Annotated in this window: 13 protein-coding genes; 11 read left to right on the top strand and 2 right to left on the bottom strand. The window is 68.5% G+C overall.

From position 1 onward, the window contains the following. Nucleotides 1-691 precede the first annotated feature (691 nt). The 4 genes from ACIRF8_RS34365 to ACIRF8_RS34350 all read left to right on the top strand — a co-directional run bounded on the left by ACIRF8_RS34365 (nucleotide 692) and on the right by ACIRF8_RS34350 (nucleotide 4,165). A complete protein-coding gene (locus ACIRF8_RS34365; RefSeq protein ID WP_404221548.1) occupies nucleotides 692-1,537 on the top strand; it encodes an ABC transporter substrate-binding protein in 846 nt (281 codons plus the stop codon). Beyond that, nucleotides 1,534-2,367, top strand: coding sequence for an amino acid ABC transporter permease (locus ACIRF8_RS34360; protein ID WP_404221546.1), 834 nt, complete (start codon nucleotides 1,534-1,536; stop codon nucleotides 2,365-2,367). Before ACIRF8_RS34365 ends, ACIRF8_RS34360 begins: the two co-directional genes overlap by 4 nt. Next, the gene (locus tag ACIRF8_RS34355) at nucleotides 2,364-3,161 is read left to right on the top strand and encodes an amino acid ABC transporter ATP-binding protein (protein ID WP_404221544.1); all 798 of its coding nucleotides are present in this window, start codon (nucleotides 2,364-2,366) and stop codon (nucleotides 3,159-3,161) included. Before ACIRF8_RS34360 ends, ACIRF8_RS34355 begins: the two co-directional genes overlap by 4 nt. A gap of 434 nt (nucleotides 3,162-3,595) precedes the next feature. After that, the gene (locus ACIRF8_RS34350) at nucleotides 3,596-4,165 is read left to right on the top strand and encodes a hypothetical protein (protein WP_404221542.1); all 570 of its coding nucleotides are present in this window, start codon (nucleotides 3,596-3,598) and stop codon (nucleotides 4,163-4,165) included. 121 nt (nucleotides 4,166-4,286) lie between these two features. Here the strand turns inward: ACIRF8_RS34350 and ACIRF8_RS34345 are convergent, their stop codons facing one another. Together ACIRF8_RS34345 and ACIRF8_RS34340 are read right to left on the bottom strand one after the other, a co-directional pair. Further along, nucleotides 4,287-4,496: a hypothetical protein gene (locus ACIRF8_RS34345; protein ID WP_404221540.1), complete on the bottom strand. Its 210-nt coding sequence runs from the start codon at nucleotides 4,494-4,496 to the stop codon at nucleotides 4,287-4,289. Nucleotides 4,497-4,618: 122 nt separating this feature from the next. After that, nucleotides 4,619-5,167, bottom strand: coding sequence for a CGNR zinc finger domain-containing protein (locus ACIRF8_RS34340; protein WP_404221538.1), 549 nt, complete (start codon nucleotides 5,165-5,167; stop codon nucleotides 4,619-4,621). A gap of 254 nt (nucleotides 5,168-5,421) precedes the next feature. Here ACIRF8_RS34340 and ACIRF8_RS34335 point away from each other — a divergent pair, with 254 nt between their 5' ends. The 7 genes from ACIRF8_RS34335 to ACIRF8_RS34305 all read left to right on the top strand — a co-directional run bounded on the left by ACIRF8_RS34335 (nucleotide 5,422) and on the right by ACIRF8_RS34305 (nucleotide 12,649). Further along, nucleotides 5,422-6,330: a LysR family transcriptional regulator gene (locus ACIRF8_RS34335; protein ID WP_404221536.1), complete on the top strand. Its 909-nt coding sequence runs from the start codon at nucleotides 5,422-5,424 to the stop codon at nucleotides 6,328-6,330. A 206-nt stretch (nucleotides 6,331-6,536) separates the two neighbouring features. Further along, the gene (locus ACIRF8_RS34330; RefSeq protein ID WP_404221534.1) at nucleotides 6,537-7,004 is read left to right on the top strand and encodes a cobalamin B12-binding domain-containing protein; all 468 of its coding nucleotides are present in this window, start codon (nucleotides 6,537-6,539) and stop codon (nucleotides 7,002-7,004) included. After that, entirely contained in the window at nucleotides 7,001-8,356 is a 1,356-nt protein-coding gene (locus tag ACIRF8_RS34325) for a methylaspartate mutase (protein ID WP_404221532.1), read from the top strand. The genes ACIRF8_RS34330 and ACIRF8_RS34325 overlap by 4 nt, the downstream gene beginning before the upstream one ends. 130 nt (nucleotides 8,357-8,486) lie before the next feature. Next, nucleotides 8,487-9,422, top strand: coding sequence for a transporter substrate-binding domain-containing protein (locus tag ACIRF8_RS34320; RefSeq protein ID WP_404221530.1), 936 nt, complete (start codon nucleotides 8,487-8,489; stop codon nucleotides 9,420-9,422). 58 nt (nucleotides 9,423-9,480) lie between these two features. Continuing rightward, a complete protein-coding gene (locus ACIRF8_RS34315; protein ID WP_404221528.1) occupies nucleotides 9,481-10,479 on the top strand; it encodes a DMT family transporter in 999 nt (332 codons plus the stop codon). Then, complete coding sequence (locus ACIRF8_RS34310; RefSeq protein ID WP_404221525.1) at nucleotides 10,476-11,519, top strand: aspartate-semialdehyde dehydrogenase; 1,044 nt, start codon at nucleotides 10,476-10,478, stop codon at nucleotides 11,517-11,519. The genes ACIRF8_RS34315 and ACIRF8_RS34310 overlap by 4 nt, the downstream gene beginning before the upstream one ends. Then, the gene (locus tag ACIRF8_RS34305) at nucleotides 11,516-12,649 is read left to right on the top strand and encodes an aspartate kinase (protein WP_404221523.1); all 1,134 of its coding nucleotides are present in this window, start codon (nucleotides 11,516-11,518) and stop codon (nucleotides 12,647-12,649) included. Before ACIRF8_RS34310 ends, ACIRF8_RS34305 begins: the two co-directional genes overlap by 4 nt. Nucleotides 12,650-12,651 lie beyond the last annotated feature (2 nt).

The following is a 12,651-nucleotide window of genomic DNA, read 5'->3' as shown; positions in this document are numbered from 1 at the left end:
GCGCGCGGTCTGCTCCGCAGACACGACGCGCCGCCACTACGTGGCGGGAAGACGGCCACGCTCCGCGTGGCCCACCGGCCGGCTCCGCCGTCCTCAACCGACGCTCCGCGTCTAATGCGGCCAACTCCGTTGTCCGCGGCCCGAATTGCTCCGCAATTCGGCCTACAGAAATTCGCTCCGCGAATTCCTGGGGCTGGCTGCAAGGCGGGGGTGCTGACGCGTGAGGTTTCTCCAGGAATCCTTTTTCAGGTACCTGACTAGGCATCAAATGCTTTGTGCGCATCGCTAGTTGGCGGCGTTTTACTCGCTACTCTTGTCTGACTGCAACCTGGCAATCCGGCCTAGCAAAAATGTGCCTGGGAGATCTCGCCTCTGGAGTCTGCTGTGACAGACGCGTTTGATGTCATCACAATGACAAACCTGTCAGCGGACTGCAGAGCCGTGGGAAACCCTGGTCACACGCGGACTAGAAACATATTACGTTAGATGCACACGTGTCGCGGAACATGTGTGTCGCTCCGCGCCTTCTCGGCAAAGTGTCCTTGTTCCGGCTCGTTGCCGCGGCCAGCCTGTGCGACGGCCCGATTTCACGCGGGAAAGCATGCCTCAGGATGGCCCCGAGGTCGTCCATTTGTTTGAGCGCCTCATACTTCTCCTTATAATCACAACCCCCATCTCACAGGAGGTCTCCTTGAACACCGCCCTCAGGTACCGGGCTCGTCTTCTGGCCGTCACCACCGCGGCGGCCGGGCTGGTCCTGGTGGCCGGATGCACCTCCAGCGACGACGGCGACGGAGGAAAGAAGACGGCCACCGGCGGTGTCGAACTCGTCAAGGCCGGGCGGCTCACCACCTGCACCCACCTGCCCTACCCGCCTTTCCAGTCGGAGATCGACGGCAAGGTGCAGGGCTTCGACGTGGCCTTGGTCGACCTGGTCGCCAAGGACCTGGGCGTGGAGCAGGACATCGTCGACCAGCCCTTCGAGAACTTCAAGACCGGCGGGTCCCTCAACGCCGGGCAGTGCGACCTCGCCGCCGCAGGCATGACCATCACCGAGGAGCGCAAGAAGAACGTCGACTTCTCGGCCCCCTACTTCCAGGCGACCCAGGCCGTCCTGGCCGACAAGGACAGCGGTATCTCCTCCTTCGCCGATCTGAAGGGCAAGAAGGCGGGCGCCCAGGCGCAGACCACCGGCGAGGACTACGCCAAGGGCCAGGGCCTCGACCCGGTCTCCTTCGAGTCCTCCGACGCTGTCCTCAACGGTCTGCGCACCGGCCAGGTCGACGCCGTCGTCATCGACTACCCGGTCGTCCAGGGCTGGCTGAAGGACAAGGCCAACTCCGGTGCCTTCAAGGTTGCCGAGCAGATCGACACCGGCGAGCAGTACGGCTTCACGGTGAAGAAGGGCAACGACAAGCTGCGCAAGGCCATCGACAAGGCGTTGGCTGACGCCAAGGCTGATGGCACCTACAAGAAGCTGTACGAGCGGTGGATCGGCCCGTACGACGAGTCCGCGGCCTCCCCGTCCGCCTCATGACACCTCCGGACACAGCGCTGCCGCCGAAGAGGAAGGGCCTGACCCGCCGTCAGCGGCGCAGGCTCTCCCGCGGAGTCCAGTACGTCGTCTTCACCGCGGCCGTGGTCGCCTTCGCGGCGGCGGCCGACTGGGGCCGGCTGCGCAACCAGTTCGCCCAGCGTGCCATCGCGGAGCAGATGTTCCCCGACGTCATCACGCTGGCACTGAAGAACACCGTGCTGTACACCGTGTCCGGGTTCGCCTTCGGCCTGGTGCTCGGCATGGTCATCGCGCTGATGCGGCTGTCTTCCGTGGGGCCTTACCGCTGGCTCGCGGGCGTCTACATCGAGATCTTCCGCGGTCTGCCGGCGTTGCTGATCTTCATCTTCATCGGCGTGGCCGTCCCGCTGGCCTTCCCCGGAACGGAGATCATCGGCGGCACCTACGGCAAGGTGGCCCTCGCTCTCGGTCTGGTGGCCGCCGCGTACATGGCGGAGACCTTCCGCGCGGGGATCCAGGCCGTACCCAAGGGGCAGATGGAGGCGGCCCGGTCGCTGGGGTTCTCGCACGCCCGCGCGATGGTCTCGATCATCCTCCCGCAGTCCTTCCGGGTCATCCTCCCGCCGCTCACCAACGAACTGGTGCTCCTGTTCAAGGACTCCTCGCTGGTGCTGTTCCTCGGCGTCACCCTGGAGGAGCGGGAACTGTCCAAGTTCGGCCGCGATCTGGCCAGCCAGACCGCCAACTCCACACCCATCCTCGTCGCCGGCCTGTGCTACCTGTTGGTCACCATCCCGCTCGGCTTCGTCGTACGTCGTATGGAGGCCAAGGCCCAGGAGGCCGTGAAATGAGCCGACCGGAGATCCGGGTCAGCGCCCTGCACAAATCCTTCGGAGACAACGAGGTGCTGCGCGGCATCGATCTGGAGATCGGACAGGGAGAGGTCGTCTGCGTCATCGGCCCCTCCGGCTCAGGCAAGTCCACACTGCTGAGGTGTGTGAACCTGCTGGAGGAGCCGACGAAGGGGCAGGTGTTCGTCGGCGGTACGGAGGTCACCGATCCGGACGTCGACATCGACGCCGTACGCCGCCGGATCGGCATGGTGTTCCAGCAGTTCAACCTCTTTCCGCACCTGACGGTGACCGAGAACCTGACGCTGCCGCAGCGCCGGGTGCTGCGGCGGGACAAGGTGACGGCCGCGAAGGTGGCCGCCGAGAACCTGGCGCGGGTGGGGCTCGCCGAGAAGGCCGACGCCTACCCCTCCTCTCTCTCCGGCGGCCAGCAGCAGCGTGTCGCCATCGCCCGCGCGCTGGCCATGGGCCCCGAGGTGATGCTGTTCGACGAGCCGACGTCCGCGCTCGACCCGGAACTGGTGGGCGATGTCCTCGCGGTGATGCGCATGCTCGCCCGGGACGGCATGACCATGATGGTGGTGACCCACGAGATGTCCTTCGCCCGTGAGGTCGCCGACCGGGTCGTCTTCATGGACGGCGGGGTGATCGTCGAGGACGGCGCTCCCGGCCAGGTCATCTCCCACCCCCGCCATGAACGGACCCGTCATTTCCTGTCGCGCCTCCTCGACCCCGCGATGGCGGAGGTGGAGGAGGAAGCCTCCGAGCACGTGGATGGGGACGGGTCCGGATAGCGCGTGAACGCGGTGCGGCAAGGCATACCGCGCCGGGAGGGGTCGGGGGGGGGGGGGGGGGGGGGGGGGGGGGCGGGGGGGGGGGGGGGGGGGGGGGGCCCCGCGCGCGCGGGGGGGGGGGGGGGGGGGGGGGGGGGGCCCCCGCCCCGCCCCCCCCCCCCCCCCCCCACCCCCGTGCTGTGTGCTGCGTCGTCCGGTCCACCCGGGTGTCGCACCTGCGTCCGTTAGACACATGTGCCCGCCCGCACCCTTCGCGCGCTCCTGCGCTCCGGGCCCGCACACCTCGCTCTGCCGTTTCCGCGTGCGCGCACTCATCAACGCTTATCGTGAGGAGCGAACATGCCGGGCGAAACGTTGGGCGCCGGCGCTTGTCTTTACGGGAACCCGGACGTGCGCACCATGCACACGTCATTACATCGAGGGAGTGAACGGTTGTGACCAGCCAGTCAGCCGCCGCGCTCCGAGCGCGGTATGTCGATCAAGCCGCGTCGGATCTGGAGGAGAACCGCCGCCTGCAGCGGGAGCTGCAGGAGAGGATCACGATGCTGAAACAGGAGGAGGCCCTCCTGGGAGACATCATCAGCCTCGCCGAGCGGTACGAGGGTTTGGCCGACGCGTCCCGCCTGCCCGAGCAGGTGCAGGACGAGCAGCAGGTCGTCACCAAGCCGAAGGGGGCCGCGGCCGGGGCCACTTCGCGGCGTACGGCGGCGACGAGGAACACGTCGGCGGGCGCTCCGGCGAAGAGCGGTACCAGGGGAAAGCCGCGTCAGGCTCTGCTCGGTGACCTGCTCATGAAGCTGCTCGACAAGTACGACGAGCCGCGTCCGGCGAAGGAGTTGCGGGACGAGCTCCTGAAGAAGCATCCCGACCGCAACCCCACACCGCAGGTGGTGCGCAACACCCTTGAGGCGCTCGTGGCCAAGGGACGCGTGCGGCGGCACAAGCAGCAGCGCTCCGTCATGTACACCCTGGCTCAGCGCGACGGTGCGAACAGCTCCGCCTGATACCTGTGCCCGGGGGCTGCCGGGGGAGGTCGGACGGTGTCGTGTCGGCGTTCGACGGGGGACGTGTCTGCTTCCCACCGTCAGATGATTGGTGGTCGACGCCGACCATCTCTGACGCGCCCTACAGGCCCAGGTCGAGGGCCAGGCACGAGAAGTACTGCCACTGCCCCTCGGGGTTGTACGAGCCGTTGACCCTCGCAACCAGTCCGGTGTCCACGCCTTGCGTGGTGTCCTCCGCTCGGATTCGCTCGGGAAGTCTGCCGAAGCGGGCGTGCCGTGCGCCTGCTGCGGCGGCGTCGATCGGGGTGCTGATCAGGGCTTCCTGGTTCATGACCGTCCTCCACTCAGAAGATCACGTCCGTCTGCCTCCCGGACTGCCTTCAGTTTCGCTCCTCGCGGGTAACCAGTCAAGAGGGTTACTCTTGCGGGTCGAGAGCGGCCCGGAGTGCGGGGTCAGTCCTGGGAGCTGTGCCGGCGGGCGCGGTAGCCGGCGGCCTTGGCCCGGTTGCCGCAGGTGCGCATCGCACACCATTCGCGGCGGTGGCCGCGTGAGCGGTCGAGGTAGGTCTGGGTGCACTCGGGGCGGGCACATTCGCGCAGCAGGTCACCGTCGTCCCCGCCGATGATCTCGACGGTCTCGCGGGCGAGCGCGGCGAGCCCCTGGGAGACCGAGCCGGTACGGGTGGCGCCGTCCGGGCCGAGCCGCAGTGTCACGGGCATGCCGGATGCCTGCAGATTCACCTCGGCGACCGCTTCGGCGGGCAGCGGGCGGCCGTCCATACGTGCCGTGACCAGGGAGTAGATGGACTCGCGCAGGTCGATGGCGAGGGTGAGGTCGACGCCGCTCGCGCCCGGCGCCAGATCGAGCACGCCGGACTCGACGAACCAGGCGTCAAGCAGCTCGGGGGTGGCGAGCTTCTCCGTCGGCGACTCGTTTCGTCGTGTGCGCAGTGTGCCGACGAAGTCGAGTGGGAGCGTCCCGCAAGGGAAGGCGTGGTTCACGTAACCATCCTGGACGGTGAGCGGCTGAGAAGCAATGACGGCGGCGGGCCGCGGGCCTGAACGCGGCGTGGCGCGGTGGTCGGTGGGGCGGCTCACCGGTTCGCACCGGTCTGCCTGCCTCCCGAAGCCCGGCACAAACCTGTCGTGGGCACTGTGTGCCATCCGTCGGTTCTTCCGCGTGACCGGTCCCGGTCGGCAGGCTCGGTGTCTCGTCCACCGTGGGTCAACTCCACGTAGCGCACCGGGAGAGAGCAATGGACATACGGCAACTCCGCACGTTCCACCGCGTGGCCGTGCTGGGGAGTTTCACGCGAGCCGCAGCCGAGCTGAATTACGCGCAATCCAGTGTGACGGCTCAGATCAAGAGCCTTGAGGTGTCTCTGGGCAGTGATCTGTTCGAGCGGGTCGGCGGGAAGGTGAAGCTCACGCCCGCCGGTACGCGGCTGCTGCCCTACGCGGGGCAGATGCTCTCGCTGGCCGACGAGGCGCGCGGGGCCGCCTCCCCCGACGCCCAGCCCGAGGGTGTGCTGACGATCGGGACGATGGAGTCCATCACCTCCTATCGGATGCCGGCGGTCCTGGAGTACTTCCACCACCGCTACCCGCGGCTCCAGATCGCGCTGCGGCCGAGCCTGTGCGCCGAGACGCTCCACTCGCTGCGCCAGGGCGTGTTCGACGCCGGGTTCCTGATGGAGGCGGAGACGCAGCACTCCGGCGTGCACAGCGAGGTGCTCGGGGTCGAGCCGCTCGTCGTGGTGGCCGCGCCGAAGCACCGGCTGGCCGGTGAGGTGAAGGTGGCCACGGACGATCTGCGGCTGGAGTCGGTTCTCGCGCCGGAGGCCGGGTGCGCCTACCGGGAGCTGTTCGAGGCGGAGCTGAACGACGGCTCCGGTGAGCCGGTGCCGTTCCTGGAGTTCGGCAACATCGAGGCCATCAAGCGCGGTGTCGGTGCCGGTCTCGGCGTCAGTCTGCTGCCTCGTATGGCTGTCCTGGACGAGCTGGCCGCCGGTGCGCTCGTACCGCTGGCCTGGGAGATCCCCTTCGTGCTGTACACGCAGTTGGCGTGGCGCAAGGGGGCTCAGCTCTCGCGGGAGCGGCAGGTGTTCGTGGAGAAGGTCATCGACTTCCTGAGCAGGGAGTACCAGGAGCGTCAGGAGTCCTGATCCGCTGTCGCGCTCGGAAGTCTCGGCGGGCAGCGGAAACGGCTGGGGAATTCATGAGAATTCTGCATGCTGCGCATGAATGGATTAGCTTCATCGATCGATTCACGCGATCACCGCTATCTGTTTCCCCGAACCGGAATCCTGGATTTTCTGTCGGGCGCCGCAGAGACTTTTAGAGTCCCAGTTACACACCAGAGGGAATCAACATGTCCCAGGTCATGCTTCCGTCCAAGCGCTTTGTCGTGTCGAGCGTGTCCTCCGACGCCCACATGTGGAATCTCGTTTTCTTGCAGCTCCTGCTGGAGGAACAGGGAGCCCACGTCACGAATCTGGGGGCCTGCGTCCCCGATGACCTCATCATCGAGGAGTGCCTTCGCTCCAAGCCTGACGTGCTGGTCATCAGCACGGTCAACGGGCACGGGCACCTCGACGGGCTGCGGCTGATCCGCCGGATCCGCAACCATCCCGAGCTGTCCGATCTGCGTGTGGTGATCGGTGGGAAGCTCGGAGTGCGTGGCGCCGACAACATTGTGTTCGCCGAAGAACTCGCTCTCAGTGGTTATGACGCGGTGTTCGAGGCGGATGGCGGTATCGAGGGTTTTCAGGAATTCCTCGGCACACTCGACAGCAACTCCTCGCGGCCCGCTCTCGTTTCTTCGGGGGCGGCGGCATGAGCGAGTTGACGCATTCACCTTCGTCCGGCTCCTTCGTGGACCGGTCGCGTCAGGGCGGGCGGTTCTCCCGCTACGTGCACGAGGCTCATGCGCAGGGCCGGCTGGTGGTGCAGCCGCGTATGGGTTTCGCGGATCTGGCCACGATGCGCGAGGGGCTGCTCGGTGTCCGCGGCGCCGACGCCACGGCCATCGGCACGATCACGCTGGACAGCTACACGCGGGTCAACGACCACGACTCCGCGCGTCAGGCGCTGCGTACGGGCGCCGAGTTGAACGGGTTCCCGCTGGTGGCCCATGGGGCTGGTACGACGCGGGCGTTGCTGGAGTCGGTGTCGGGGGCGGACTTCCCGGTGCAGGTCCGGCACGGTTCGGCGCTGCCGTACCCGTTGTTCGAGGCCATGGTCGAGGCGGGGGTCGACGCCACCGAGGGCGGTCCGGTGTCGTACTGCCTGCCCTACAGCCGGGCGCCGATCAGCAAGGCGGTCGACGCGTGGGCCCGGTGCTGTGAGCTGATCGCCGAGCAGTCCGTGCCGATGCATCTGGAGAGTTTCGGCGGCTGCATGCTGGGACAGTTGTGCCCGCCGAGTCTGCTGGTGGCGCTGAGTGTCCTGGAGGCCCTGTTCTTCCGGGAGCACGGGCTGAGCGACATCTCGTTGAGCTACGCGCAGCAGACGCATCCGGGGCAGGACCTGGAGGCGATCGCGGCGCTGCGCCGGTTCGCCGGTGAGCGTCTTGGTTCGGCCACCTGGCATGTCGTGCTCTACACGTTCATGGGTGTCTTCCCCCGGACGCCCACGGGCTCGTTCCGGATCCTCGAGGAGAGTGTGCGGCTCGCGGTGCGCAGCGGCAGCGAGCGGCTGATCGTGAAGACGCCGGCGGAGGCGCATCGTATTCCGACGATCGCGGAGAACGTGGACGCGCTGGAGTTCGCGGCGTCGATCGCCCGTGACGAGGCGGAGCGTTCCGGGCAGGCCGTCGTGGCGACCGACTCGGGGATCTACGAGGAGGCGCGGCGGCTGATCGACAGCACTCTCGAACTGGCTCCGACGGTCGGCGAGGCGCTTGTGCGGGCGTTCGAGCGGGGCTTCCTGGACGTGCCGTACTGCCTGCACCAGGACAACGCCAACAAGTCGCGGGCCTATGTGGACGCGGGCGGCATGTTGCAGTGGGCGGAGCCGGGGCGGATGCCGCTGGACGTGGCGCGCAGGTCGGCGCGGCCGGTGAGCGCCAAGGGGCTGCTGACGATGCTCGGTTTCAATGAGCGCCGTTTCGACGGTGAGCAGCTCACGCACGGTCATCTGCGCAGCGTGGAGCAGTACGCGGCGCGCCCGCATCCCCGGGAGTCGGCGTGAGGGCGTCAGCGGGCGTGAGCCGTCCGCGTCCCACGGTCTCCGCGCTGACCCGTCGCCGTGTGCGGGTGCTCGGGTTGCGGGCCCGCAACAACCTCTTTCCCTCCGTTCGTTCCTATCCGAGGAGCCTGTCGTGAGTACACCTACCCTCGACGTGGTGCGCCGTCGCGGCGCGCTGCGTGCGGTGGTGAGCCGTGGTATCCGTGGCCTGTCGATGTGCGGTGACGACGGCCGCTGGTCGGGTCTCGACGCCGATGTGGCGCGGGCGGTGGCCGCGGCGGCGGTCGGTGACGCGGACGCCGTCGAGTGGGTCTCGTCCGATCCGGCGGACCGGCTGACCGCGCTGGCGGGCGGGGCCGCGGAGCTGACGGTGTCCAACGTGAGCTGGACGCTGGGCCGTGAGGCTTCGCTGCCGGTGCTGTTCGCCGGGGTGACCTGTTACGACGGTGAGGGTTTCCTCGTCCCCGCGGACAGCGGCATCACTCGTCCCGAGGAGCTGGCCGGCCGCAAGGTCGCGGTCCAGTCGGGCACGACGAGCGCGGCCAATCTGGCGGCCTGGTACGGCAGTCGGGGTCTGGCGGTGGAGCCGGTCGCCCATCCGACGCCGGCGGCGACGCTGGCCGGTTACGCGAGCGGGGACTGCGCCGCCTATGTGCTCGACCGGGTGGCGCTGGCCGGGGAGCGGGCGGCGCTCGACGACCCGTCGGCGCATCTGATCCTGGATCAGGCCATCTCCCGCGAGCCGATGGCCGCCGCGGTCCGGGACGACGACGCCGCCTGGTTCCGGCTGTGCCGCTGGGTGCTGCAGTTGCTGGTGTCCGCCGAGTTCCACGTCGACGAGGTCGGCGAGCGGGAGAAGGCGCTCGCCCAGGCGGCCGAGTCGGCGGGGGCGCACGGCCCGGCCGTCGGTCTCGACGAGGGCTGGGCGGGCCGGGTCCTGGACGCGGTCGGCACCTACGCGGACCTCTACGAACGCAATCTCGGCGCGGCGTCCGGCCTGGCCGTGCCGCGCGGTCTCAACGAGCTGTACACGCGCGGCGGTCTGCAGTACGCCGTGCCCCTGCACTGACGCCCGTCGTGCGGGCCCATCCCCCAGTACGTCTCCTCCTGCGAAAGGCAGTCTCATCATGAGTACCGACACCCGGGCCCCGGGCACGGAGAAGAAGGGAGCGACCGAGCTGACCCTCGCCATGGTGCTCTCGGGCACCCTTGGCGTCTTCGTCATCGAATCGGGCGCGTCCCCCTTCAACGTGGTCTTCTTCCGCTGCCTGTTCGGCACCATCGCGCTGGGCCTGTACTGCCTGGTGCGCGGCTTCTTCAAGAACCACAACTTCACGCCGAAGAAGCTGGGTCTCGCCGCGCTCGGCGGCGTCTTCATCGTCTTCAACTGGGCGTTCCTCTTCGAGAGTTACGAGGGCACGTCCATCTCGGTGGCGACGGTCGTCTACCACACGCAGCCGTTCTACGTGGTGCTGCTGGGCGCGCTGCTGTTCCGCGACAAGCTCACGGCGACCAAGTTCGGCTGGCTCGGTGTCGCCTTCGTCGGTCTGATCCTGGTCGCGGGTGTGTCCGCGTCGGATCTGACGGGCAGCGGTGACAGCGACTATCTGGCGGGGCTCGGGTTCGCGCTGCTCGCCGCCGTCTTCTACGCCGTCTCCACGGTGATCACCAAGCGGGTCACGGGCGTCCGGCCGCATCTGGTGGCCCTGGTCCAGCTCGTGCTGGGCATCTTCCTGCTGCTGCCGTTCACGTCCCTGGGTGAGACGAAGGGCCTCGGCGGGGACTGGGGCTGGCTGATCGGCCTCGGGCTCATTCACACGTGTGTGATGTACGTGCTCATGTACTCGGCGTACCAGAAGCTGCCCACGGCGAAGATCGCGGTGCTGGCCTTCGTGTACCCGGCCGTGGCGATGCTCATGGACTGGGCGGTGTACGGGCACAGCGTGAGCCTGTTGCAGGCGCTGGGCATTCCGCTGATCGTCGCGGCGAGCCTGGGCATCAACCTGGGCTGGTCCTTCAAGCGGCCGGCGAAGGCCGCGGCGGTGCCGTCCGCCGCGGACAGCGACAACGCCAACAACACCGATGACACCGACAAGGTCGAGATCACGTCCGGAGGTACCCGATGACCCTCGTCACCGATTCCCGTGCGCCGCGTATCGCCATCGTCGGGGCCACCGGTGCCGTCGGCAACACGCTCATCGATCTGATCGAGCAGCGCGGGCTGCGCTACCGCGCCGTCCATCTGGTGGCCTCGGCGCGCTCGGCCGGTACCGAACTGAGCGTCGACGGTGTCGCCTATCCGGTGCAGGCGGTGGACGAGTTCGACTTCTCCACCGTGGACCTGGCGTTCTTCTCGGCGGGTACGGAGGCAAGTCAGCAGTGGGTGCCGAAGGCCACCGCGGCCGGCGCCGTCGTCATCGACAACACCATCGCCTACCGCATGGACCCCGACACCCCGCTCGTCGTACCGCAGGTCAACGCGCACGAGCTGGACCGGCGGCCGACGTCGGGGGTCATCGCCAACCCGAACTGCTCGACGATCCCCCTCGTCCGGCTGTTGAAGGGTATCGAGCAGCGGTGGGGCGTGCGCCAGGCCGTCGTCAGCACGTACCAGGCGGCGTCGGGCCTCGGCCACCCGGGCGTGGACGAGCTCAAGGACGCCAGCCGGGCGGCGCTGGAGCGGCCCGACGAGCCGTATCCCAGCAAGGAGTTCACGCCGTCGCTGGCCTTCAACGTCATTCCGAAGATCGACCGTTTCCTCGACACCGGGTTCACGCTCGAGGAGCAGAAGATGCTCCAGGAGTCCCGGAAGATCCTCGGCATCCCGCATCTGGACGTCACCACCACCTGTGTCCGCGTTCCGGTGGTCACGGGGCACTCGGAGGCCGTCTGGATCGAGGCACAGGGCGTCGTGGACCGTGCCGAGCTGGTCGAGGTGCTTGCCTCGCTGCCCGAGGTGACCGTGCACGACCGTGAGTCGGTGCGGGAGTTCCCGACGCCGGCCACCATCGACGATCCGAACCGGGTGCACGTCGGCCGGGTGCGGGTCAACCCGAACAATCCGCGCGCTTTCTGGCTCTGGCTGGTCGCCGACAACCTCACCATCGGCGCCGCCCTGAACGCCATCCAGATCGCCGAGGAGCTCATAGCCCGGGGGACGGTGTGACGGCCTCGGCGCCCGCGGCGCACGGACGGCCACCCGCCGTGCTGAAGTTCGGTGGCTCCAGCTTCCGGACGCTGGCCGCGTACGGGCAACTGGCCGAGGCGCTGTCGCGCAGGGTGGAGGAGGAGCGGACGCGCCTGGTGGTCGTGGTGAGCGGCCAGCCGGGCGAGACGGAGCAGTTCCGGGAGCGGCTCAGCAAGGTCAACGCGCACCCGGAGGACGAGACGGTCGCCGGGCTGCTGACGCTCGCCGACACGGTGGGCGCGCAGCTTCTGGCGACGGCGCTGCACCGGGTGGGCCGCAGCGCGACCGTGCTCGCCGGTCACCAGCTCGGGCTGACCACCGACTCGGCGTTCATGTGGGCCCGTCTGGAGCACACGGATCCCGAGCCGCTGCGCACGGCGCTGCGCGACAACGAGGTCGTGGTGGTGCCCGGCGGTCAGGCCGCCGACAAGGAGGGCCGGCCGACGTGGCTGGGCAAGAACAGCTCCGATCTGTCGGCGGTGGCGGTGGCGGCGGCCGTCGGCGCGCCGCGCTGCGAGGTCCACTCCGACGTCGACGGCATCTACAGCTCCGACCCGCACCTGATCAAGGGCGCGCAGTTGCTGGGCGAGGTGTCGTACAACACGGCGGCGCTGATGTCCCTGTACGGCGCGAAGGTGCTGCACCGGCGGTCGGTGCGGCTCGCCCAGCGCCACAAGATCGAGATTGTCTGCCGTTACAACCGGGACCCGTTCACCATCGGCACCGTGATCGGCAGTGCCGGTTCCACGGTGGCCGCCGTGGTCCTGAACCAGCGCTCCGCGGCGCTGCGCTACGACAGCGACGAACTCGCCGACCGGGCCTACGCGGTCTTCCACGGCGCCAACATCGACGTGGTGCGCCTGACCTCGGGGCCGCTGGTGGCCGTCACCGGTGGCTTCGTGGACCTGCCGGAGTTCCAGCGGCGCAACGGCCTGGCGCCCGGTGAGTACGCGGGTGTGCCGGTGACCGCGATCCGCGGCAGCCAGGTGGCGACCCAACTGGCCAGGGACGAGGAGGACGCCCTGCACCTGTCCCAACGACTGCACGACCATGTGAACCGCCCGAGCGCGGACCCCAACGCACCCCTGCTCGAGATGCAAGGAGTCTGAGA

Source organism: Streptomyces sp. NPDC102406, assembly GCF_044765725.1.
Classification (GTDB): domain Bacteria; phylum Actinomycetota; class Actinomycetes; order Streptomycetales; family Streptomycetaceae; genus Streptomyces.
Note: the sequence above shows the minus strand (reverse complement) of the source record. Positions and strands in the feature narration are given on the sequence as shown.